Origin of the sequence: Deinococcus sp. YIM 77859 (assembly GCF_000745175.1) — a bacterium.
In the GTDB taxonomy this organism is placed as follows: domain Bacteria; phylum Deinococcota; class Deinococci; order Deinococcales; family Deinococcaceae; genus Deinococcus.
This window is the reverse complement of record NZ_JQNI01000002.1, coordinates 660,849-683,092: the sequence shown is the minus strand read 5'-3', so window position 1 is coordinate 683,092 and position 22,244 is coordinate 660,849. Positions and strand designations below refer to the sequence as shown.

Genomic DNA, 22,244 nt, shown 5'->3' with positions numbered 1-22,244 from the left:
GGCCAAAACGCCCCAAGGGTAGCACGGGCCACCAAAACAGCCGGGCCGCCTCAGGCGCGCGGCTTGAGAAAGGCGCAGAGGCCCGCCAGCAGGCTGGTGAGCAGGGTCAGCGCGACGGCCCGCGTGAAGCCGGGAAGGTGCCCCACGCCCACCTGCGCGCTCAACGCGGTCTCCAGGCCGCCCACGGTTCGCAACCACAGCGGCGCGCTCGGGTTCAGAGCGGCGAAACTCCCCAGCGTGAGAAGGGCCAGCGCCAGCGTCAGCAGGCTCAGCGTGACCACGCCCAGCCACCTCAGTCCCCGCACGTGCCCACCTGTTTGGTCCTGCGCCCCGTTCCTGTCATCGGCGGGTATTGTAGAGCACCTGCTAGACTTCGCCCCGTGCCCCCCGCCCTGCCCGCTCGCGTTCGTGTGACCCGCCCGCCTCTGCCCCTGGCACCCACGTTGCAGGGGGCTGTTGCGCGGCTCTGTCCCCAGGCCCCGCAGGACACCCTGAGGGCGGCGGCCCTGGCCATCGCGGGCGGCGCGGTGATCGGCGCGGCCCTGCGGTGGGAAGGGGGCGAGGCGCTAGGGGTCGAAACCGGCTGGCGGGGGCGCGGCATCGAGGAGGCCCTGCGGGACGCCCTGCACGGGACCTAACAACCGTTTGCTAGCCTGAGCGCATGACGACCGCGACCGCCGAAACGGGGATGAGTTTCGCCCTGTCTTCTGAACAGCGCATGATCGTGCAGCATGTCCGCGAGTTCTGCCGCGCCGAGCTTGCGCCCAAGGCCGCCGAGTATGACCGCAGCGGCGCGTACCCCCGCGAGCAGCTGCGCGGCCTGGCCGAGCTGGGCCTGCTGGGCGCGACCGTGCCCGAGGCGTGGGACGGCGCGGGCCTCGATTCGGTGACCTACGCCCTGTGCCTCGAGGAGATTGCCGCTGCCGACGCCAGTGTTGCCGTGATCGTGAGCGTTCAGAACGGGCTTCCCGAGCAGATGCTGTTGCGCTACGGCACCGACGCGCAGCGCGAGCGGTACCTGCGCCCCCTCGCCCGCGGTGAACACATCGGCGCCTTTTGCCTCACCGAGCCGGGGGCGGGCAGCGACGCGGCCAGCCTGCGCCTGCGGGCCGAACGCGAGGGGGACGAGTGGGTCCTGCACGGCAGCAAGGCGTGGATCACCTCGGGCGGCCAGGCGAACACCTACCTCGTGATGGCCCGCACCGGCGGTCCCGGCGCGCGCGGCATCTCCTGCTTCATCGTGCCGGGGGACACGCCCGGCCTCAGCTTCGGCCGCCCCGAGGAGAAGCTCGGCCTGCATGCGGCCCACACGACCACCGTCACCTTTGACGGGGTGCGCGTTCCCGCGGAAAACAGGGTGGGCGAGGAGGGCGAGGGCCTGATCATCGCCCTTTCCAGCCTCGACGCGGGCCGCATCGGGATCGCGATGCAGGCCCTGGGGATCGCCCGCGCGGCCCTCGAACACGCTGCCCGCTACGCCTCCGAGCGCGAGCAGTTCGGCAAGCGGCTCAAGGAGTTCGAAGGGGTGTCCTTTAAGGTGGCGCGGATGGCCGCCCGCATCGAGTCGGCTCGCCTGGTCGCCCTCAAGGCCGCCTGGCTCAAGGACCAGGGCCAGCCCTACGGCAAGGAGGCCAGCATCGCCAAGCTGCTCGCCTCAGAAGCAGCAGTGGACTGCGCCCGCGACGCCATCCAGATTTTCGGTGGCAACGGCTACAGCCGTGAGTACCCCGTCGAACGCCTCTACCGCGACGCCAAGGTGACCGAGATCTACGAGGGCACCTCCGAGATTCAGCAGCTCGTCATCAGCCGGGCGGTGTTTGCCGAGGTCTAGAAACGCCCCCTGCCTGCAGGGCTCCGTCCAGCGCCGCGAGCATCTCCTCCACCTCGGTATCCCTGATGCACAGGGGCGGACCAAGCAGCAGGTGATCACCGCGGATGCCGTCCACCGCGCCCGTACCCGGGTAGGTGATCAGGCCGCGTTCCCAGGCTGCCCGCGCCACCCGCTCCGCCATGCCGGGCGTCCCGAACGCCTGCCCGGTCGCCGGGTCGCCCAGCACCAGACCGAGCAGCAGGCCGTGACCCCGCGCCTCCAGCACGACCGGGTGGCGTTCCTTCAGTTCCCGCAGCCCGGCCAGCAGCCGCTCGCCCTGCACCCGCGCCCGCTCGGGCAGCCCCTCGCGTTCCACGATGTCCAAGACGGCGAGGCCCGCCGCCACGCTGACCGGGTGGCCCGCGTAGGTAAAGCCGTGCTGAAAAGCGCCCGAGCCCTGCATCACCGTGCCGTACACCTCGGGGCTCGCCGCCAGCCCCGCAAGCGGCGCGTAGCCCGCCGCCAGCCCCTTGCCCAACACCACGATGTCGGGCGTCACGTCGCCCCCCAGCCGGACCGCCAGCGGCGACCCGCAGCGCCCCATCCCGCTCATCACCTCATCGGCGATAAAGAGAATGCCGTACTCGCGGCAGATCGCCGCAATCCGGGCGTGATAGCCCGCATTCGGAGCGAGGGCCGCGTCTGACGCCCCGACGACCGGCTCGGCGAGAAAGGCGGCGACCGTCTCCGGTCCTTCCGTCTCGAGCACCTCGCGCAGGCGTTCGGCATCGGCCTCGCCTGCCAGGCGGGGGTCGGGGCGGGGCATCTTGGGCCAGGCGCCCTCGTTGAAGAGGGGAGAGTAGATCGCTCGCCGTGCCCCCATCCCGGAGGCGGCAAGCGCCCCCAGCGAGGCGCCGTGGTAGCTCGGAAGGCGCGTGATCACCTTGGAGCGCCCCGGCTCGCCCCGCTCCACGTGGTACTGCCGCGCCAGCTTGATCGCGCTCTCGTTCGCCTCCGATCCCCCCGAGACGGCCCAGAAGCGAAAGCCGGGCAGGCCCAGAAAGTTCAGCAGCCGCGCGGCGTACTCCTCCAGCACGGGCGAGGTGAACTGCGAGCCATGCACGAAGGGCAGTTCGCGCGCCTGCCGTGCCAGAGCGTCCGCGACCTCGGCCCGCCCGTGCCCGATGTTCGCCACCAGCGCGCCCGACGACCCGTCCAGATACCGCCGCCCCCCGGCGTCATAGAGGTACACGCCCTCGCCCCGCACGGCGGTCGGGTAGGGCTTGCGGGAACGGTAGAAGACACTGGAACTGGGGGAATCGGTCATGCGGAAGCCTTTCTCAGGAATGGGAAGCTGTCAGGGGTCGAAGCGGGGTGGAAGGGCGAGCCAGTCTCGCAGCGGCGGTGAGCCCTCCACCTGGAGCGCGCGCAGGAGCAGACGGCAGGCCGCGCGGTGCGGGCCGAGGTCGGGAAAGGGGCGGGTGCTCGCATAGGCGGCCCGGAAGGCCCCCGCGCCCCGGGCGTCCAGCAGCACTTCCCAGAGGGCCAGGTCCAGTTCCGGCGGGGCGAGGGCGGACGCCTCCACGTCCACCAGGGCAAAGGGTTGCCCCTGTCGCCACACGAACTGCGAGCCGTTCCAGTCGAGCAGCATCGGAACGGCCCGGGTGGGGGCAGGCGCTGCGGCAAAGGCTGCCTCCACGTCCGGCCCGTGCCCCGTCCAGGCGTCCGGCTCGAAGCGGGCCGTGACCTCCCGCACCACCCTCAGCGCGTGGGGGTAGAAGTCGCTGAGGAGCCGTAAGGCGCTTCCCGTCACCGGACCGAACCCCTGCGCCGTGTGGCCATGGACTGCCGCGACCCGTCGCCCCAGTTCCGCCGCGTCCGCCTCCCGCAGATCACGTGGAGACTCACCGGGCACAAAGGCCACCTGCAACGCCGCGCCACCGCGAAAGTCCGTGAAGCCCAGCACCTCCGGCACCATCCAGACCCCTAGCCCCCGCCAGAAGCGGTAAGCGTCGGCGGTGGCGGGCAGGTTTCGCGGATCGACCTCGAACAAGCGTGCGAGGCCCAGCATGAACGCGCTCACGTCCGGCGAAGTCCACCACGGGCGGCGCAGGATCACCGGCCCGTCCGCCTCCTCCACCCGCCACACGTGCGAGGCCCGGCTGGAATCTCCCGCGTTGAGCTCGGTGACGGCGAGCGGTGCCCGTTTCGTGGGCGAGCGGCCTACCACGTGTCCCCACCGCTGGGCGGCGGCCACAGCCCCAGCGCCTGCCGGATGCACACCACCTGCCCGAGGTGGTAGACACTGTGCCCCGCGAAGTTGGTGAGACCGGCGGCCCAGGGGCGGTCTTTGCGGTCGAGGGTGGCGGTGAAGGCCGCGTCCCGCGTGAGGGCCCGCAGCGCCTCCAGATCGCGGAAGAAAGCGGTCTGGAGCGTCTCCCAGTCGCCGGGCTCGGGCCAGCCCCCGGCGGCGTGTTCCGGGGCGGGCGGGTTCTTGCCGGCGATCACCTCCAGCAGATACGCCTGCCAGAACTGCACGTGGGCCACGACCTGCGCGACCGAATGCGGCAACGGTTCGGGGACCCGGACCGCCTCCGCCGCGCTGAGCCCCTCCAGGGCGCGTTCCCACGACACGTTGGCCGGACCACCCCGGAACAGGTTCCCAACGGCAGCGCCAAAGGCGGAAAGCGGCCCACCGACGGTCAGAGGCTCCTTTACCACGTATCCCCCCCTCCTGGAGGCGGCCACGCCCCGAGCGCCTGACGCACCGTGATCACCTGCCCGAAGTGGTGCGCGGTGTGTAGCGCAAAGTCGGCCAGCAGCTCGCCAATCGTCTCGTCGTGGTTGACGGGGTTGGCGAGGTCGGGGCGGGCGGTGTGCGTATCGATGCGGGCGAGCAGCTCGTAGAACTCGGCCTTGACCCGCGCCCAGTCCTCCTCGGTGACGGCGGGCCAGGTGTCGGCCGCGTGCTTGGGGTAGGGCATCGCGCGGCCCATCTCGATGATGTCCAGCATCCAGCGGTTCCACCAGTTCACGTGCGCGACGAGTTCGGCCACGCTGTGCGGCAGATGTTCGGGCCTTTGCACGGCGGCCCCTGCATCCAGCCCGCTCAGCGCCGCCTCCACCCCCACGAACGCCTGCCCGCCGCGGAACAGCTTGGGGAGCAGGCGGGCGAAGGCGAGCTGCGCGCGCTCATTGCGGTCGGGTTGGGTGTCGGTCATGGAGTTAGTTTCGCAGAGCGCGGGCAAGCCGGGCCTCAGTACTTCTGTGCTACCGTCTTCGTCTGAAGGAACCAGAAGAGGTAGTCGGGGCCGCCCACCTTCGCATTCGTGCCGCTCATGCCGTAGCCGCCGAAGGCGTGGGTGCCGGACAGGGCACCGGTGCACTTGCGGTTCACATACAGGTTGCCGACGTGGATCAGGCGGCGGGCCTCGCCAATCTTTTGCGGATCGCGGCTGTAGAAGGCCGCGGTCAGCCCGTACTCCGAGTCGTTGGCGAGCGCGATGGCGTGCCGCCAGTCGCGTGCTCGGGTAAAGCTCAGCACCGGCCCGAAAATCTCCTCCTGGAAGAGGGGGTCTTTGGGGTCCACGTCCGCGAAGATGGTGGGCTGGAGGTAGCCGCCCTCGCGGCCCCCGCTCTCCGCCCGTTCGCCCCCCAGCACCAGCCGGGCCGTCCCCTTGCCCCGCTCGATGTAGCCGAGGATGCGGTGGGCGCTCTGCTCGTGAATGACCGGGCCGAGGGCCGCATTCTCCTCCGGCAAGCCAACCTGAAGCTCGCGGGTGAGCCGGACGACCTTGTCCAGCAGCTCGTCATACACGCTGTCTTCGGCAATGACGCGGCTGCACGCGCTGCACTTCTGGCCCGAGTACCCGAAGGCCGCCTGCACGATGCCCGCCGCGGCAGCGTCGAGATCGGCGTCAGCGCAGACGACCGTGGGGTCCTTGCCGCCCATCTCGGCCATCACGCGCTTGAGCCATTTCTGGCCCGGCTGCACCTTTGCCGCGCGCTCCATGATGCGGCAGCCGATCTCCTTGGAGCCGGTAAAGGCGATCATGCGGATGTCTTTGTGGTCTACGAGCGGATCGCCCAGCACCTCGTCCGTGCCGGTCAGAAACTGGATCACGTTGCGCGGCAACCCTGCCTCGAAGAGCAGCTCCACGAGGAGCAGGCTACTCAGGGGCGTCTCGGAGGCCGGTTTCCACACCACCGTATTGCCCGCGGCGATCGCGCCCAGGCTCATGCCCAGCGGAATCGCCGCCGGGAAGTTCCAGGGGCTAATCACCGCGACGACGCCGATGGGCTCGTACACCATCGTCACGTGCTCGTCGGGCATGGGGTAGACCGGCTTGCCCTGCGCCCACCGCAGCGCCTCGCGGGCGAACACCTCGAAGTGATCCACGCATTCCGCGATCTCACCGTCAGCCTCGGCCCAGTTCTTGCCGTTCTCCAGGCCCATCACCGCGTTGAATTCCATCCGCCGGGCGCGCAGCAGGTCCGCCGCCCGCTTAAAGATCGTGGCGCGCTGCAAGGGATCACTGAAGCGCCACTCCTCAAAGGCCGCCTTCGCGCAGGCGATAGCCTCTTCAAGCTGCTCCGGCGTGGCCTTGGGAAAGCGCCAGACCGTTTCACGGGTGTCGGCCGGGTTGCGCACTTCAAACGTGTCTTCGCCCTCCACCGGCTTGCCGCCTAGGATCAGCGGGAAGGTACGGCCCACGTACTTCTCGCGCACCCGCCGGTAAGCCTCGCGCTGCCTTTCCGCCACCTCCGCGCGGCCAAAGTCGAAGTACGGCTCGTGCGTAAACGGGAGGAAGCCCTCCATCAGCGTGCTGGTCATCTTGCCTCCTTGAGTTCAGCGCGAGCTTAACACGGCCCTCAAGAGGCTGTAAAACCGCTGTCACACGACAAAAAAGAGAGGTGCCTGGGCCGCTGAGGGGCCCGGTTGGGCCTCCTGACATTACAAATGTTAAGTTCTCCCGGCGGCCTGCCCCGCCCACAGCGCTGCCCCGACAAGGCCTGCATCGGCGCCTAGCTTCGCGTGAACGACCTCTGGTCGGTAGCGTTCGGGAAAGTGGGCGAGCAGCGCCCGCACTCGGGTCAGATACCCGGCGCGCAGCCCCACGCTGCCGCCCAGCGCCACCCGCGTCACGCCCAGCAGGGCCGCCACGTCCGCGATCTTCCAGGCGATGAGGGCGGCCGAGCGGGCGTATTCGGCCTCGGCTGCGGCCGTTCCCGCCTCCGCCGCGTCGCAGAGGGCTCGTGCGTCCGCGAAGCCCAGCGCCCGCGCCCGCGCTCCCAGGGCCGTCCCGCTCGTCTCGAATTCGAGTGGTCCCAAGGGACCCAGCGGCGGAACCTCCTCTCCCCGCTGCCACAGGGCGGGCACGCTCACGAAGCCCAGCTCGGCATCCAGCCCGTTCGCGGCGAGGTGCAGTCTTCCGCCCAGCACCAGCCCCGCGCCCACGCCGGTGCTGACGGTGACGAACATGAATTCGGACGTTCCCCGCCCCGCCCCCTCCCGGAATTCGCCCCAGGCCGCAGCGCGCGCGTCGTTGAGCGCCGAGCAGGGGAGACCCAGGCCGTCCGTGAGGCGCTGCTCGAGCGCAATGGCCGTCCAGCCCGGAAAGGTGTGGGGAGCCGTTGCCGTCACGTGGCCCCTGGCCACCGCACCGGCGCAGGCCACCCCGACCGCCCGCGCAGCGGGGGCCAGGGGCGCGGCGAGATCGAGGGCCGCCCCCAGCACCGCCTCCGGGGTGGAGGGTTTGGGTGTGCGTGCCTCGCGCCGCCCCGTGACGCGCCCATCCTCCACGAGGGCCGCCCGCATGGACGTCCCGCCGATGTCGAGGGCGAGGAGGGGAGAAGCCGTCATGGCCGCACCTTCCTCAGGCGGCCTTCCCGGTCGAGGAGGAGGTGCAGGGGCGGGCGAACGTCAGACAGCAGGAAGTCGGTGGCCTGCCCGGCACGCTGGCTGACGCTCAGGCTGAGCGCGCCCCTCACCGGGGTGAGCGGCACCCACCAGGTCTGCCCCGGCGTCAGCCGTTGCCAGGCCGTACAGCGCCTGACCGTGCAGGCCGCCACCTCCACCGGACGTGCCCCGTCATGGCGCAGCGTGACGCCGACCATCCTTCCCCCGTCCGCCAGCGCCACGCCCACGAGGGCCAGGATGAGCCCCAAGCTCCTTTTTCTCATGCCCGCACCTCCAGCGGAAAGACACCCGTAAAGAGACGCGGCCAGGCCAGCCGGGCCTCCCCGAGGTCCAGCCTCAGCCCCGTATGGGCGAAGTGCCGCGCCCACAGCGCCCGAATCCGCGGCGTGATGAGTTCGCGCAGCCATGCTTCGGCCTCCGCCCGCTCCTCCCCGAGGTCGAAGGGGCTGGGGTTCGCCAGCCGGGCGCGCACCTCGGGCCGGGTGAACGCCTGGTACAGCGCGTCGTCCACCATCCGGGCAAAGAGAGCCGCCGTGTGGGCCGCGCGGTCCCGCACCAGCGGCGCGAGCTTGCCGAAGGCGACCGCCGACCCCAGCGTGTTCCCCGCCGTGTTCCAGGCGGCATACCCGGCCAGGTTCGCCAGCGGCAGCGTTTGCAGCAGCGTCCACAGCCGCCGCTCCGCCCCGTTCGGATAGGCGATGTCCGCGAGGCTCACCGCTCGTCCTGCCGCCAGATCGTCCCGCAGGTCGTCCACGAAGGCGGGGAGGTTGCGCATGGGCGTGTCCACTGCCCCGAAGTCCGGCTGAAAGCTGGCCTGCCGCGTCCCCGGCGTGTTCACCGCCAGCACAAAGTCCGCCGCGTCCGGCGTGTCGGCCATCCGGCACCCCGCCGCGCGCAGGTGGGCCCGCACCAGTTCCCCCGCGGGGCGGTCCTCGTAGATCAGTTCGGCCCCAGCTCCCAGCACGCCGCTGTAGCGCACCCAGGCCCGCACCGGCTCCGGCCTGAGCGCGCGGGCGATCAGCGTGCACGGCACCTCGTCGGCGCCGGGGTAGAGGTCCAGCCGCTCCCACACGCCCAGCTCGTCCGCGCGCGCCTCCAGCATCCGGCGGTCGAAGGCGGCCAGGCCGTAGGGGGTGGTGTCGTCCAGCGTGAGGCACAGGTGCGTGAGCGTGCCCTGCGCCAGCAGGTCCAGCGCGGCGAGGTGCAGCGCTCGGTTGCGCTCGCGGGTACCCAGCCAGTCGGCCAGGATGTCCGGGGGCAGGGCGGCACGGGCCTCCTCCAGGGCGGCGCGCTCGCCTTCTCCGTGCCGCGCGTGGCGGTCAAAGGCCGCGCTGTACGCCCGCAGTTCGTGCCCCCACTCGCCGTAGTAGGGCTTTTCCTCATGCGGGTCGTTGTCGTGGGCTACCCGCACGATCACCCCGAAGGCGAAGATGCGTAGCCCCGGATTGAGCGCCCGCACCTCCCGCAGCACCCCGAGCCGCCGAAGCACGTCCTCTGTGGGGTCTGTCACCCGCCGCGCGGGAATCATGCCGCCCAGCGTAAGCGTCTCCAGACAGACGACGAGCGTCTCTGCCTCCCGCGCCTCATCGAGCAGCCAGGTCCGCAGAAGCCCGGTATCTCCCGGCGTGAAAAAGTCCGGCAGGGCCCCCGGCGGTGGCACCCTCACCTCGGCTCCTGTCATGCGGGCGAGCCCTGCGGGGTGGTCCAGCGTGGGGGGGCGGGTGTCGGGCGGGATCAGCAGCAGGCGGGTCACGCGCGTCAGTCTAGGAAGAAGCGCAGCACGGCGTCGCGCATCCCCCGGCTGGTGTAGTGGCCCACGCCGGGAAATACCAGCTCGTGGAAGCTCTCCGGGCATCCCGCCCGGGCGTAGGCGGCGCGGTAGGCCGCAGCTGTGGGCAGGTGGTGGCCCGGTAGAGGAAACACCGGGTCGCTGTCTCCGCTCGCGAGGAGCAGGGGCGTGGGCGGCGCGTTCCCCGCGTGCATGAGGGGCCGGTTCGCCTCCAAAAAGGCACGCAGTGCAGGCCGCTGCACCTCCGGTTCCTCCCACACGCCCGAGGTGATCAGCGCGGCGGCCCGCCTGACCCGCTGCCCGCTGCGCGCCAGGGTCTGCGTTACGTACCCGCCCATGCTGGAGCCTGCAGCGCAAACGGGGACGGGTCCGAACGTCTCCGCGAGCGCGTCCAGCAGGGCCGGGGCCTCGGCCACCGTCCGGCGCACGCTTTCCCACACGTACTCGCGGGGATTCAGGCCGGATGGCGTCTCCTTTAGCCGCTCGCCGTGCAATGCCGCGTCGGGAATGACCACCGCCCAGCCCCGCGCGGTGAGGGCACTGTAGACGCCCAGTTTTCCTTCCTTCGCCGCCCATGCCCCGTGGTACACCAGGCAGGCGGCCCGAACGTCCGCGATGTCCACCGGGCGCTCGATCAGACACGGCACCCCCGCGAGTACGCGCCGCTCGATCAGGTAGGGCGTCTCCCCCGTCATGGGCGTGGCGTGCGGGTCCGCCGGGTTGAAGGCCCGCTCACCCGTCATACGTTGCCCCCCAGCCGCCGCATCTGGACCTGCAAGGCCGCGACGTCCACCGCCCGCACGTCCCCGCCGCAGTCCCGCGCGGCCCACGCCGCCGCCAGCCCCGCCGCCTCTCCCATCGTGTGGCAGTTCTGCTGCACCCGGATGGCCGACTGTGCCTCGAAGGTGCTCGAAGCTGCCCGCCCCGGCACGAGCACATTGCGCAGGCCGAGAGGCACCAGGGCCCGGTAAGGGATCTCGTGGTAGGCGTCGGGGGCGAAATAGGGTGCGCTGCCGTCCCGCTCGTGGAGCAGGCGCGCCCCGCCCTTCACCGAGTGGATGTCCACCGGGTAGTGGTTGCGGCAGATGGCGTCCTCGAAGCGGCGACAGTCCAGAATGTCCTCCAGCGTCAGCGTGTACTCGCCCACGATCCGCCGCGTCTCACGCACGCCCACCATCGGCGCAACGGTGCCGATGTACGCGGCCTCACAGCCCGGCAGAGAGCGGCGGCAGAAGGCGGTCAGCCGGTCGATCGCGGCCCGTCCGTCCGTCTGCGCCGCCGAGAGATGCCAGGGATTGGCGCCGTCATTCAGGTCGGCCCGAATGCGCGGGCAGTTGAAGCTGATCTCCCCGGGGCGCCCCGGCACGCTGAAGCCCTGAAAGTAGTCCCCGTCGCGCTCCTCCAGTACGCCCGCCGCCACCGCCTCCCGGAAGAGCGGTTCGAGGCTGGACCCCCGCCCCCACACCATCCAGAAATGCAGAAAGTTCGGGGACGCCTGGGGTTGCCCGTGCCCATTCAGAAAGGCGCACAGCCGCCCCGTGTCCACGCCCGCCAGCGTGAAGCGCAGGCTCATCGCCTGATGCAGGCCGTCCGCGTCGCCCTCCTGAAAGGGCGCTCCGGCCCGTACGGCCACGTCCGCGTCGCCCGTCGCGTCGATGAAGACGGCGGCACGAAAGGCCCGCAGGCCGCCCTTGTTGTGCAGGACGAGCGCCTTGATCCATTCGCCGTCCAGCACGGGGGCGACCACGTGGGTGTGGTACAGGACCTCGCCCCCTGCCTCCAGCAGCATGTTCTCCAGCACCACCTTCAGCCCTTCGGGGTTGAACCAGTTGTCGTTGCCGCTCTGGTCGGTCGCCCCGTCGCCCCGCGCGCGCAGCCGCGCCTTGAGTTCATCCGTGAGGCCCCGGTTGAGGTTCTGTCCCGCTGAGACATTTCGCATGAGGGGCGTGACCCAGGCGTTTGTCCCCGTTCCGCCCAGGCTTCCCAGCGCCTCCACGACGAGCACCCGCGCTCCGGCCCGCGCCGCCGCGATGCCCGCGATGGCCCCAGCGGTGCCGCCCCCGGCGACGATCACGTCCCAGGTGCGGGGTTCGGTGGCGTAGGAGAGGATCATTGGACGGTGACGGTGCCCCACGTCTTCCCGTTGACGACAATTTCAAAGGGACCGACGCGGGCGGGTGTGCCGGGGTCGGTGTAGACTTTTGTTTCATTTCTCACGCTGGCCGTGCAGCCCACACCAACGGGCGAGCTGCCGCGCGTGGTCAGGCTCAGACGGCTGGCCGTCCGCTGGGCGCTGAAGCCGTCGAAGCTGCCGCAACCCAGGCTCACCGTGACCGTGACATTCATGGCTTCAGTCGCTCCCACGCTCGCTGGAAACTGCACGTCCGCGACCCCCGGAGTGGTTGGGGTCCGGATGACTCCGCAGGCGCTTAGTGGCAGACTGAGAGCGACGGCCAGCAGCATTCTCTCCATGCCCGGCATCCTTCCACGTGGGTGACGATGCTGCACGCACATCTGCCTCACCCCTTCACCGCGCCCTCGATCCCCTTCATGAAGTACCGCTGCCCAAAGGCGAAGATCACCAGGATGGGCAGCACGGTGATCACCGCCCCCGCCATCACCGCCCGGCTGTTGGTGCTGAAGGTTCCCGAGAGCTCCAGCAGGCCCGCCGAGAGGGGCAGCAGATTCTTGTCGGGCAGCATAATCCGTGCCCACAGGAAAGAATTCCAGTACGCCACGAACTCCAGGATGGAAAAGGCCACGATGGTCGGCAGCGCCAGCGGCAGCATGATGCGCCGCCAGATCGTCAGCTCCTTCGCCCCGTCGATCCGTGCAGCTTCGATCAACTCCAGCGGCACGCCAAGGTACGCCTGCCGCAGCAGGAAAAGGCCCACGATGCTGGCCACTCCGGGGAGCACCACCGCCGCGTACTGCCGGATGGCGTCGAGCAGCGGGTTCGTCTGTTGCAGCAGCCCCAGCTTGATGGTGGTGATGTAGTTGACGATCAGCCCCGCCTCGTTGGGCAGCACCATGAGCACCAGGATCGCGTAAAAGATCAGGTCGCGCCCCGGAAAGCGCATCTTGGCGAGCGGGTAGGCCGCCAGCGCCGCCAGCGTGACGGTGAGGCTCACGCCCAGCGTGCAGATGATGAGGCTATTCAGAATCAGCCGCCAAAAGGGCACCGTTGTCCCGGTCAACACTTCCGCGTAGTTTTTCAGGCTGAGGCCACTGGGCAGCAGCTTGGCCTGGTAGATGTTCCCGGTCGGCTCCAGGCTGGTGATCACCGTCCAGTAGAAGGGATACAGGGTGATCAGCGCGATGACGCTCAGGACGAGATAGGCGCAGAAGTTGGCCACCCGCTCCCGGCGCCGCCTGCGTGCCCGGAGCTCAGCCGCGGTGCTGGCCGCGTCTTTAGGCATCCGCTTTGCCCCCCCGCGTGAGTTTGAAGTTGACCAGCCCGAACAGGATGCTGATCACGGCGATGATGAGGCCCGCAGCGGCGGCCAGCCCGTACTGAAAGTCCACAAAGGCCCGTGAGTAGGTGAAAAAGAGCGCCGTGTAGGTGCTTCCGGCGGGTCCGCCCTGCGTCATCACGTAGATCTCCTCGAACACCTTGATCGCGCTGATGGTGGAAAGCAGGCTGCACACCAGGATCGTGGGGCGTAGCCCCGGGAGCGTCACGTTGAGAAAAACCTGCCAGCGGGTCGCCCCGTCGATCACGGCGGCCTCCTCCAGCTCCCGGCCGATGGCCTGCAATCCCGCCAGATACAGCACCATGTAGTAGCCGATGCCCTTCCACAGCGTCACGAACATCACCGCGTACAGGGCCGTGAGGGGATTATTCAGCAGGCTTCCCCGCTGCTCTAGCCCCAGCGCCCCCAGCACCGCGCTCACCGGGCCGCCTTGCTGGTACATCCAGGTCCAGATCAGGCCGACGACCGCGAAGCTGGTCACCACCGGCACATAGTAGGCGGTTCGAAAAAAGCCGATGCCGCGCAGGGGCCGGTTGACCAGCAGGGCCAGCGCGATGCTGAGCACCTGAATCACCGGCACGACCAGGATGTATTTCAGGCTATTGTTCAGGCCCGACCAAAACTGACTGTCGGCGGCGAGCGTGCGAAAATTCTCCAGCCCCACCCACTCGGGCGGGCTGATGATGTTGTACCGGGTAAAGGCCAGATAGGTGCCGAAGAAGACCGGCCAGGTGTGGTACAGAGCGAGCAGAACGAGGAAGGGCAGCATAAAGGCGTAGGCGAGCAGGGTGTTGCGCACCGTCACACGCGCCCCCGTGCCGCCCCGGACGTGCTGCGCCCGGCGCGACTCACGCCGCTGGGTGGTGGTCATAGCTCGAAGTGTACGGGCTTTCGTGGGTGCCGCGGCAGGCAAAACCGGCCCGCCTGTTCGGGGGCCGGTCGGGATAAGCAAGGCTCAGCGGCCGTCGCCGTCCTGCGCCTCGCGTTTGCCCTCGTTGTACTCGGCGTGGGCTTGGGCGTTATGCACCTCGGCTTTGGCGCGGTCCTCGGCGGCCTGGGCCTTGTCCTTGAGGTTGTCGGCCGTGCTCCCGAAGTTGCTCGCTACGTCGTGGGCAGCGGCGCGGGCCCGGTCCACGCCCTCTTGCAGCTTGGCTTTGGCGGCGTCGGCCATATTTTCCAGCGTGCTCTTGTCTTCACTCATCGGTAGACCTCCTGGGTGGATTCCCGTCTGGGTGAGGGCAGCATGGCGTGTGGGTGCCCTGATCGGGTGAAGGCTCACTTGATCCCTTCATTAGTCTTGCCTCGACTCATCCTTGACGCGGGGCAAATTCTTGGACCGCGTGTACACCTCCCCGGTAACAGGGTCATCACGTTCCCTCCCCGGCGCCTGGGGGGTAGAGTTGGGCCGTCATGACGAAGACTCTGGACCAGCACATCAAGGTGCCCGCACAGGGCGAACGGATTCGGATGGAGGGAAACCGCCTTCTGGTGCCCAACCGCCCCATCATTCCCTTTGTGGAAGGGGACGGCACGGGCCCCGACATCTGGCGGGCATCCGTGCGTGTGTTTAACGCCGCCGTCGAGCAGGCCTACGGCGGCGAGAGGAAGATCGAGTGGATGGAAGTCTACGCGGGCGAGAAGTCCACACGGGTCTACGGTGAAGGCGAGTGGCTGCCTCAGGGAACCCTCGACGCCTTCCAGGAGTTTTTGGTTGGGATCAAGGGACCGCTGACCACGCCCGTCGGCGGGGGCATCCGTTCCATCAACGTCGCGCTGCGCCAGCTGCTTGACCTCTATGCCTGCGTGCGCCCGGTGCAGTACTTCCCCGGTGTTCCCAGCCCGGTCAGGCGCCCCGAGGACGTGGATATGGTGATCTTCCGCGAGAACACCGAAGACATCTACGCCGGGATCGAGTACAAGGCGGGCACGCCCGAGGCGATTCGGCTGCGCGATTTCCTGGTGGGCGAGCTGGGTGTCAACAAGATTCGCTTTCCTGAGACCTCCTCTCTGGGCGTCAAGCCCGTGTCGCAGGAGGGCAGCGAGCGCCTGGTGCGGGCCGCGATCGAGTACGCCCTGGCCAACGGCCGCAAGAGCGTGACCCTGGTGCACAAGGGCAACATCATGAAGTTCACGGAAGGCGGCTTCCGCGACTGGGGCTATGCCCTTGCGAAGCGTGAATTCGGCGCTGTGGAGCTCGACGGCGGTCCCTGGCTTCAGCTGCCGAACGGCCTGGTGATCAAGGACGTGATCGCTGACAACTTCCTCCAGCAGATCCTGCTGCGGCCCCGCGAGTACGACGTCATCGCCACCACCAACCTCAACGGTGACTACATCTCCGACGCGCTTGCCGCGCAGGTGGGCGGCATCGGTATCGCGCCCGGCGCGAACATCAACTACCAAACCGGCCACGCCATCTTCGAGGCCACCCACGGCACCGCCCCCAAGTACGCGGACAAGGACGTCATCAACCCCTCCTCGGTGATTCTTTCCGGCGAGATGATGCTGCGTTACCTGGGCTGGACCGAGGCTGCGGACCTGATCCTCAAGGGCCTGGAACAGACCATCACGCAGAAGTACGTGACCTATGACTTCGCCCGCAACATGGAAGGTGCCACCGAGGTGAAAACCAGCCAGTTTGGTGACAAGATCATCGAGAATATGCGCGGGGCGTAAGAGAAGACCGAGAGTACAGGGCAGAGGGGCCAGGAGGCCGCCTTCTGCCCTGCTCTTCATGCCCCTTTAGCCGATGGCCAGCATTCGCTCGATGGGCAGCAGCGCCCGGACCCGCACGGCCTCCGCAACCGTCACTCGCGGCTGGAGCTTGGCCAGGCTGTCGCGCACGTTCCCGAGGGTGGTCAGCTTCATGTACTCGCAGCAGGCGGTGCGGCTGACCGGGACAAAGGTCTTGCCGGGCACGTCCTTTTGCAGCCGCGTGACCATACCGGTCTCGGTCACCACGATGAACGTCTCGGCTGCGCTTGTCTGGGCACGGCGGATCATGCCCTCGGTGGAGTAGAGCTGCAGCTCGGGAACAGCGGCCAGAATTCGGCTGGAGCAGCCGCATTCGGGGTGGATGAGCAGCTCGGCGTCCGGGTGGGCGCGTTGAGCGCTCTGCACGTCTTCCGGGCGAATGGCCGCGTGGACGTGACAGGCTCCGTCCCACACGTCCATTGCCCGGCCCGTCTCGCGCAGCACGTGAGCGGCCAAAAACCGGTCGGGCGCGAACAGCAGCGGCACGTCCTCGGGCAGGCTGCGCACCACCTGTACGGCGTTGCCACTCGTGCAGCAGTAGTCAGATTCGGCCTTGACGTCGGCGGTGGTGTTCACGTAGGTCACCACCAGCCCGCCGGGATTTCTTGCCCGCCAGTCACGAATGGCCTGGGCGGTCAGCGTGTCGGCCAGCGAGCAGCCCGCACGCAGGTCGGGCAGCAGCACGGTCTTTTCGGGGTTGAGGATCGCTGCCGTTTCCGCCATGAAGTGCACTCCGGCAAAGACGATCACGTCAGCATTCGTCTTGGCCGCCTGCCGCGCGAGGCCCAGTGAGTCGCCCACGAAGTCGGCGATGGCCTGCACCTCGGGCCGCTGGTAGTTGTGCGCGAGGATGACGGCATTGCGCTCGCGGCGCAGGCGTTCGATGTCGGCCCGGAGTTCGTCTTCGTCCGGGAGAACTTCCAGTTGCAGCAGGTCGCGGTGCGGGAGCTGCGCGGGGGGAACGGCGGGGCGGTGCTTGGTCACGTTGTGTCCTCCAGGATGAAGTTCAGGCTGATATCGAGCGCTGGCGCAGAGTGCGTCAGCGCACCCACGCTCACGAAGTCCACGCCGCTGGCGGCCACCCGCGGCAGACGTTCCAGCGTCATGTTGCCGCTCGCTTCCAGGGTCACCTGCGGCGCGAGACGGTCGCGCACCCGTACGGCCGCGGCCAACTGGTCGTCCTCCATGTTGTCGAGCAGCACCCGGTCGGCTCCAGCGTGCAGGGCTTCTTCGAGCTCGGCCAAGTTCGAAACCTCGCACTCGACCTTCAGCAGGTAGCCGGAGCCGCGCGCTCGCGTGATGGCGGCCGTGATGCCGCCCGCTGCGGCGATGTGGTTGTCCTTGATCAGGAGGCCGTCATCCAGCCCGGCGCGGTGGTTGAGGCCGCCCCCATGCCGCACCGCCGCCTTCTCCAGGTCACGCCACAGCGGCGTTGTTTTGCGGGTGTCGAGCAGCCGAGTCCTGCTGCCCACCAGCGCGTCCGCGTAGTGCCGCGTGAGGGTGGCGATGCCGGAGAGACGTTGCAGCAGGTTGAGCGCCAACCGCTCGCCGCTGAGGATGCTGCGGGCCGGTCCGCTGATGGTGCCGATCACCCCGCGTTCCCGCTGCTCGCCGTCACCCGCCTGCCAGCTCACCTGCACCGCCGAATCGAGCAGCGCAAACACCCGCTGAGCGGCGCTTAGGCCACTCAGGACGCCCGGCTCCTTCAGCAGAACCTCGGCGCGGGCGAGCTGCCCCGCCGGAATGATCGCCTGGCTCGTTGCGTCTCCCCGCCCCAGGTCCTCGGCAAGCGCGGCGCACAGGCGGTCGTCGAGGCTCAACACGCTTCCCCCCCTGGTCTTCTTATCGTGAAGGAAATCACGCGCTGAACCTTAGCATGGCTGCCCCCACAGGCGCTTGTTCCAGGTGGTCGGTCCCCGCCGTGCTGTCTCTGTACTGCAGGGTGTGGGCGGGGCGGCCCTCCTGCGGAAAGTCGCTGCGGCAGTGCCCGCCGCGCGATTCCTCGCGGGCAAGCGCTCCTTGCAAGACGAGTTGCCCGATGAGGGCCAGATGAGCAGCCTCCAGAGCGCTTCTCGTGTCTCCAGGCACCGTGGCGAGGTCCCACTCGGCCAAGGCGGCTTGTAGGCTCGCTGCGTTCCTCCGCAGCCCCGCTGCTCGGCTCAGCCTTTGCCGCAGGGCGTCCAGCCCCGTGGGGTCTGCGCCGGGGGCCGCCACGGCTGTGCCGTCGTCCAGCGCTTGGGGAAGCTCGGCCAGGGCGGCCCGTACGGCCCGTGCCCCAAACACCAGCCCCTCGGAAAGGCTATTACTCGCCAGCCGGTTTGCACCGTGCAGACCGCTGGAGGCCACCTCGCCTGCCGCGAAGAGGCCGGGAAGGGTTGTTCGTCCGGCGGTGTCGGTCTGAATGCCGCCTACCGTGTAGTGGACGGCGGGCTGTACCGGAATCAGGTCGCGCCCGAGGTCCAGCCCCAGCGGGCGCAGGGTGGCCGCGACGGTGGGAAAGCGGGCCTGTACGAAGTCCGCCCCCAGGTGCCGCAGGTCCAGAAACACCCCTCCGGTCGCGGTGATCTCCGCTGCGACCGCACGCGCCACCACGTCGCGCGGGGCGAGCTCCAGCGCCGCGCTGTAGCGGGTCATGAAGCGCTCGCCCCGGGCATTGAGCAGCAGGCCGCCTTCTCCGCGTGCCGCTTCCGTCACGAGGTGGGCCGCCCCGCCCACCACCACCGCGGTGGGATGAAACTGCACGAACTCCAGGTCGCGTAGAACGGCGCCAGCTCGGTAGGCCAGGGCCAAGCCGTCCCCGGTGCCTTCGGGTGGTGCGGTGGTGACGGGATAGAGCCGCCCAAAGCCTCCGGTGGCCAGCACGACGCCTCCTGCTCGAACCCGCAGCGCCCCCTGTGGGGTGATGAAGTCTGCGCCCACCACCCGGCCTGCGGCCAGACGTAGATTTCGTGCGAACGCGCAGGGAAAAAGCCGCAGTCCGGGGCCCTCCCCCTGTTCCAGGGCACGCTTCAGCACGCGCTGGATCGCCCAACCGGTCGCGTCCCCGGCGTGGCGGATGCGGGGGCGGCTGTGGCCGCCTTCCAGCGTGCCGTACGGGGCAAAGGCCACGCCGAGGTCACGCAGCGTCTCCACGTGTGCACGCGCCTCCCGCACGAAGGCGGCCACCGTGGCGGGCTCGCAGAGCCCTCGCCCGGCCTGCTCCGTATCCCGCGCGTGGAGGCGTTCGTCCTCGGCGGTGAGGGGCGCGGCAATGCCCCCCTGCGCCCAGCGGGTCGAGCCGCCCAGCAGACCGGTTTTGCAGGCCAAGACCACCTCCGCGCCGAAGCTGCGGGCCGTGAGGGCGGCGTAGGCCCCCGCGATCCCGCCGCCGATCACCAGCAGTTCTGTGTCCAGGACGTTCATCAAGAGCAGCCTAAAGGACAGCGTGGGGTGTACACTTCCCACATGACCCGTCTCCTGCTGGCCCTGGCCGGAGTGGTGCTGCTTGCCGTCGTGGCGCTGGCCCTGGTGTGGTTGGCCGGACAACTCCTGGTGGGCGTGGGGAGCTTTGTGGTGGGCGCTGCCCAAGTGCTGTGGCGTCTGCTCGGCTTTCTTCTCCTGGCGGGCCTGTTGGGCGGCCTGACCTACTTCATCGCGAGCGCGTGGCGGCCGGTGCGCGGGGGCGGCTAGACGTAACCGCTGCTTCAGTTGGAGAAACAAAAGCGGGTACAATGGGCGGCTGTGACGCGCGCCTCTAGGCCCCTTTGGCGCCGTCTGGAGGCTTTTTGAGTTACTGGCGCAACCACCTAAAACCGCTGCTGGACGCGGAGACGGGCACCCTCTTTAAACAGGCCCCCATCCGCGTCACGCTGGCTTTTCCTAACCGCTACTCCGTGGGCATGGCTTCTTTGGGCTATCAGGTCATCTACCGGATGTTGAACCAGGAGGAGGGCGTAGCCTGCGAGCGGGCCTTTCTCCCCGACGACGTGGAAGCCTTTGAGCGCACCGGTCAGGCCCTGCCTACCGTTGAGTCGGGCCGCGCGGCGGGTGACTGCGAGCTGTTTGCCCTCAGCGTCTCTTTCGAGCTGGACCTCACGAACATCATCCGCACGCTGGACGTGGCGGGAATGCGCCCGCTGCGGGAAGAGCGCGACGACACGGACCCCATCGTGATGATCGGCGGGCCGTTGACCTCCTCGAACCCCTATCCGCTCACGCCCTTTGCCGACGTGATCGTGATTGGGGACGGCGAGCAGATCGTGCCGGTGATCGCCCAGGCCCTGCGTGAGTCGGGGACCCGCGAGGAGTTCTACGACCTGATCGACGGTCTGCCCGGCATTTTCCTCCCAGCCCGCCACGTTCACGAGCCGAAGTGGGCGACGGCACCCAAAGAGCTTCTTCCGGCCTACTCCCAGATTGTCACGCCACACAGCGAGCTGAGCAATATGTTCCTGGTGGAGGCGCAGCGCGGCTGCCCCCGCCCCTGCACCTTCTGCCTGGCCCGCACGATGTACGGCCCCAACCGCAACAACCAGGCACAGGAGCTGCTCGACGTGATTCCCGAGTGGGTGGAAAAGGTGGGTCTGGTGGGCGCGGCCCTCTCGGATTTTCCCCACACCAAGTACGTGGGCCGCGTGCTCACCGAGCGGGGCATCAAGCTGGGCGTGAGCTCCATCCGTGCCGACACGGTGGATGAGGAGCTGGCCGCGATCCTCAAGGCGGGTGGCCTGCGGACCTTTACCGTGGCGTCCGACGCGCCCTCCGAGCGCCTGCGCCGCTGGCTCAAAAAGGGCATCACCACCGAAGACCTCGTGAAGACCGCGCAGATCAGCCGCGATCTGGGCTTTTCCGGCATCAAGGTGTACATGATGATCGGCCTGGGCCCGGAGACGGACGACGACATCACCGAGCTCATCTCGTTTACGAAAGACCTCGCGAAGATCAACCGAGTCGCGCTGGGGATCAGCCCCTTTGTGCCCAAGCGCCACACCCCGCACTTCGCGGACCCCTTTGCCGGTGTGGCCACCATCGAGCGGCGCCTCAAGCGCATCCAAAAGGAGCTGCGCACCACCGCCGAACTCCGCAACGTGTCCGCCAAGTGGGCCTGGGTTGAATCGGTGATCGCTCGCGGCGGCCCCGAGGTGGGACGAGCCGCCTACCGGATCTACCGCAACGAGAGCATCGGCGCCTGGAAAAAGGCCCTGGAGGAGGTTGGCTGGCGCGACGAGTTCGAGGCCAATACGCCCGTGATCGAGCTGCCGCCGGGCCAGTACGCGGCGCGGGAGGTGAGTTCGCACGCGCAGGGCCTGGCGGTCTAGCTATCCTGCCCGCACCTCGCGCCGCCGCCGGTCCAGCAGCGGCGCGAGCTGACCGTCAAAGCGGGCGAGCAGGGGGCCTGCCAGGGCGGTCAGCAGCACGTAGGCGGCGGCGAGTGGTCCCAGCTTGGGTGCCAGCCCCAGGCCTAGCCCGGCGATCAGGATGCTGAATTCGCCACGTGGAATCAGGGTGGTCCCCGCGCGATAGCGGCCTCGCGTCTGCACGCCCGCACGAGCTGCGCCCCACCACCCGGTGACAAACTTGGTCACGCTCGTGACGGCGGTCAGCAGCAGGGCGGGCAGCAGCACGCCCGGCACGCTGCTCAAATCCAGTTGCAGCCCGAAGAACACGAAGAACACCGCGGCAAAAAGGTCACGCAGCGGCTCGATGAGGGCGCGGGTGCGTTCGGCCACCTCGCCCGACAGCGCGATGCCAACCAAAAAGGCGCCGATCGCCGCCGAGACTTTGAGCATGTCTGCGGCTCCGGCGACCACGAGCACCAGCCCGAACACGCTGAGCAGGAGTGCCTCATTACTCTGCACGTTCATCAGGCCGCTGAGAACGTGGCCGTAGCGCAGCGCGAGGAAAAAAGCCAGCGCAAAGGCCGCGAGGGCGACGAGCAGGTTCACCCCGATGGCGGCGAGGCTGCCCCCAAGAAGAAGAGCTGCGACCACCGGAAGATAGACGGCCATCGCCACGTCCTCTAACACGCAAACAGCCAGGATCACGGGCGTCTCGCGGTTCCCCAGGCGTCCCAGGTCCGAGAGCACCTTGCTGGCGATTCCGCTGGAGCTGAGGTAGGTGACCCCGCCCAGCAGCACGGCGGCCAGTGGAGGAAAGTCCAGCAGCAGGCCCGCCAGGAGCCCCGGCGTGAAGTTGAGGGCGAAATCCATCACCCCCACTCGGCTGTGGGCCCGCAGGTTGTCGCGCAGCTCCGCGCTGGTGTATTCCAGGCCCAGGGTAAAGAGCAGCAGCACCGCGCCAATCTCGGCGCCGATATGAATAAACTCTTCGGGCGCGTCGCCCAGGTGCATAAACGCGCCCAGGCCGATGCCCGCGAGCAGATACAGCGGAATGGGCGTGATCCCGAGGCGTCCCGCGGCCCGGCCGACAAAAGCGAGCGCGAGAATCACCGCGCCCAGTTCCAGAAAAAGCTGTGCCAAAGACAAAAGGACCTCCGTCCGTGAGGACAGGTGCGAAAATAAG

Annotated in this window: 24 protein-coding genes; 5 read left to right on the top strand and 19 right to left on the bottom strand. The window is 68.8% G+C overall.

Going from position 1 to position 22,244, the window contains the following annotated elements:
* Positions 1-50: 50 nt before the first annotated feature.
* Positions 51-305: a hypothetical protein gene (locus tag EI73_RS03475; RefSeq protein WP_231557276.1), complete on the bottom strand. Its 255-nt coding sequence runs from the start codon at positions 303-305 to the stop codon at positions 51-53.
* A gap of 75 nt (positions 306-380) precedes the next feature.
* On the opposite strand from EI73_RS03475, the gene EI73_RS03470 reads away from it, so the two are divergent.
* Together EI73_RS03470 and EI73_RS03465 are read left to right on the top strand one after the other, a co-directional pair.
* Entirely contained in the window at positions 381-638 is a 258-nt protein-coding gene (locus tag EI73_RS03470; RefSeq protein WP_034384280.1) for a hypothetical protein, read from the top strand.
* A 23-nt stretch (positions 639-661) separates the two neighbouring features.
* A complete protein-coding gene (locus EI73_RS03465; RefSeq protein WP_034384277.1) occupies positions 662-1,831 on the top strand; it encodes an acyl-CoA dehydrogenase in 1,170 nt (389 codons plus the stop codon).
* On the opposite strand, the gene EI73_RS03460 is transcribed toward EI73_RS03465, so the two are convergent.
* From EI73_RS03460 to EI73_RS03395, 14 genes are all read right to left on the bottom strand, one after another.
* The gene (locus tag EI73_RS03460) at positions 1,803-3,137 is read right to left on the bottom strand and encodes an aspartate aminotransferase family protein (RefSeq protein WP_051935400.1); all 1,335 of its coding nucleotides are present in this window, start codon (positions 3,135-3,137) and stop codon (positions 1,803-1,805) included. The two genes, EI73_RS03465 and EI73_RS03460, sit on opposite strands and share 29 nt — an antisense overlap.
* A gap of 30 nt (positions 3,138-3,167) precedes the next feature.
* Positions 3,168-4,067 carry a hypothetical protein gene (locus EI73_RS03455; RefSeq protein ID WP_231557275.1) on the bottom strand — a complete coding sequence of 300 codons (900 nt, stop codon included), beginning with the start codon at positions 4,065-4,067 and terminating at the stop codon, positions 3,168-3,170.
* A complete protein-coding gene (locus tag EI73_RS03450; protein ID WP_231557274.1) occupies positions 4,034-4,531 on the bottom strand; it encodes a DinB family protein in 498 nt (165 codons plus the stop codon). Before EI73_RS03450 ends, EI73_RS03455 begins: the two co-directional genes overlap by 34 nt.
* Entirely contained in the window at positions 4,525-5,031 is a 507-nt protein-coding gene (locus tag EI73_RS03445) for a DinB family protein (protein WP_034384271.1), read from the bottom strand. Before EI73_RS03445 ends, EI73_RS03450 begins: the two co-directional genes overlap by 7 nt.
* A gap of 35 nt (positions 5,032-5,066) precedes the next feature.
* Positions 5,067-6,644, bottom strand: a complete 1,578-nt coding sequence (locus tag EI73_RS03440; protein WP_034384268.1) for an L-glutamate gamma-semialdehyde dehydrogenase — start codon at positions 6,642-6,644, stop codon at positions 5,067-5,069.
* Between the two features lie 129 nt (positions 6,645-6,773).
* On the bottom strand, positions 6,774-7,673 hold the full coding sequence (locus EI73_RS03435) for an ROK family protein (protein WP_034384265.1): 900 nt from the start codon (positions 7,671-7,673) through the stop codon (positions 6,774-6,776).
* Positions 7,670-7,993, bottom strand: a complete 324-nt coding sequence (locus EI73_RS03430; protein ID WP_156103444.1) for a hypothetical protein — start codon at positions 7,991-7,993, stop codon at positions 7,670-7,672. Before EI73_RS03430 ends, EI73_RS03435 begins: the two co-directional genes overlap by 4 nt.
* Positions 7,990-9,483, bottom strand: coding sequence for a DUF4127 family protein (locus EI73_RS03425; RefSeq protein ID WP_034384258.1), 1,494 nt, complete (start codon positions 9,481-9,483; stop codon positions 7,990-7,992). Before EI73_RS03425 ends, EI73_RS03430 begins: the two co-directional genes overlap by 4 nt.
* Positions 9,484-9,488: 5 nt before the next feature.
* Positions 9,489-10,262, bottom strand: a complete 774-nt coding sequence (locus EI73_RS03420) for a S9 family peptidase (protein WP_034384257.1) — start codon at positions 10,260-10,262, stop codon at positions 9,489-9,491.
* Positions 10,259-11,632: an FAD-dependent oxidoreductase gene (locus tag EI73_RS03415; RefSeq protein WP_034384254.1), complete on the bottom strand. Its 1,374-nt coding sequence runs from the start codon at positions 11,630-11,632 to the stop codon at positions 10,259-10,261. The genes EI73_RS03420 and EI73_RS03415 overlap by 4 nt, the downstream gene beginning before the upstream one ends.
* Positions 11,629-11,991: a hypothetical protein gene (locus tag EI73_RS03410; RefSeq protein ID WP_034384251.1), complete on the bottom strand. Its 363-nt coding sequence runs from the start codon at positions 11,989-11,991 to the stop codon at positions 11,629-11,631. Before EI73_RS03410 ends, EI73_RS03415 begins: the two co-directional genes overlap by 4 nt.
* Before the next feature lie 47 nt (positions 11,992-12,038).
* On the bottom strand, positions 12,039-12,938 hold the full coding sequence (locus EI73_RS03405) for a carbohydrate ABC transporter permease (protein ID WP_034384248.1): 900 nt from the start codon (positions 12,936-12,938) through the stop codon (positions 12,039-12,041).
* Positions 12,931-13,863 carry a carbohydrate ABC transporter permease gene (locus EI73_RS03400; protein WP_034384245.1) on the bottom strand — a complete coding sequence of 311 codons (933 nt, stop codon included), beginning with the start codon at positions 13,861-13,863 and terminating at the stop codon, positions 12,931-12,933. Before EI73_RS03400 ends, EI73_RS03405 begins: the two co-directional genes overlap by 8 nt.
* An 84-nt stretch (positions 13,864-13,947) precedes the next feature.
* The gene (locus EI73_RS03395; RefSeq protein ID WP_034384242.1) at positions 13,948-14,193 is read right to left on the bottom strand and encodes a hypothetical protein; all 246 of its coding nucleotides are present in this window, start codon (positions 14,191-14,193) and stop codon (positions 13,948-13,950) included.
* Between the two features lie 209 nt (positions 14,194-14,402).
* Between EI73_RS03395 and icd the strand changes: the two genes are divergently transcribed.
* Positions 14,403-15,665, top strand: coding sequence for an NADP-dependent isocitrate dehydrogenase (icd, locus tag EI73_RS03390; RefSeq protein WP_081908951.1), 1,263 nt, complete (start codon positions 14,403-14,405; stop codon positions 15,663-15,665).
* Between the two features lie 66 nt (positions 15,666-15,731).
* Here the strand turns inward: icd and nadA are convergent, their stop codons facing one another.
* From nadA to EI73_RS03375, 3 genes are read right to left on the bottom strand one after another with little or no spacing between them, the layout of a single operon-like run.
* Positions 15,732-16,727: a quinolinate synthase NadA gene (gene nadA / locus EI73_RS03385; RefSeq protein ID WP_034384239.1), complete on the bottom strand. Its 996-nt coding sequence runs from the start codon at positions 16,725-16,727 to the stop codon at positions 15,732-15,734.
* On the bottom strand, positions 16,724-17,566 hold the full coding sequence (gene nadC / locus EI73_RS03380; RefSeq protein WP_034384235.1) for a carboxylating nicotinate-nucleotide diphosphorylase: 843 nt from the start codon (positions 17,564-17,566) through the stop codon (positions 16,724-16,726). The genes nadA and nadC overlap by 4 nt, the downstream gene beginning before the upstream one ends.
* A 34-nt stretch (positions 17,567-17,600) precedes the next feature.
* Positions 17,601-19,145: an L-aspartate oxidase gene (locus EI73_RS03375; RefSeq protein ID WP_034387654.1), complete on the bottom strand. Its 1,545-nt coding sequence runs from the start codon at positions 19,143-19,145 to the stop codon at positions 17,601-17,603.
* Positions 19,146-19,187: 42 nt separating this feature from the next.
* Between EI73_RS03375 and EI73_RS03370 the strand changes: the two genes are divergently transcribed.
* A complete protein-coding gene (locus EI73_RS03370; RefSeq protein ID WP_034384232.1) occupies positions 19,188-19,412 on the top strand; it encodes a hypothetical protein in 225 nt (74 codons plus the stop codon).
* Positions 19,413-19,507: 95 nt separating this feature from the next.
* On the top strand, positions 19,508-21,040 hold the full coding sequence (locus EI73_RS03365) for a radical SAM protein (protein ID WP_034384229.1): 1,533 nt from the start codon (positions 19,508-19,510) through the stop codon (positions 21,038-21,040).
* On the opposite strand, the gene EI73_RS03360 is transcribed toward EI73_RS03365, so the two are convergent.
* Positions 21,041-22,207, bottom strand: coding sequence for a cation:proton antiporter (locus tag EI73_RS03360; RefSeq protein WP_034384227.1), 1,167 nt, complete (start codon positions 22,205-22,207; stop codon positions 21,041-21,043).
* Between the last annotated feature and the right edge of the window lie 37 nt (positions 22,208-22,244).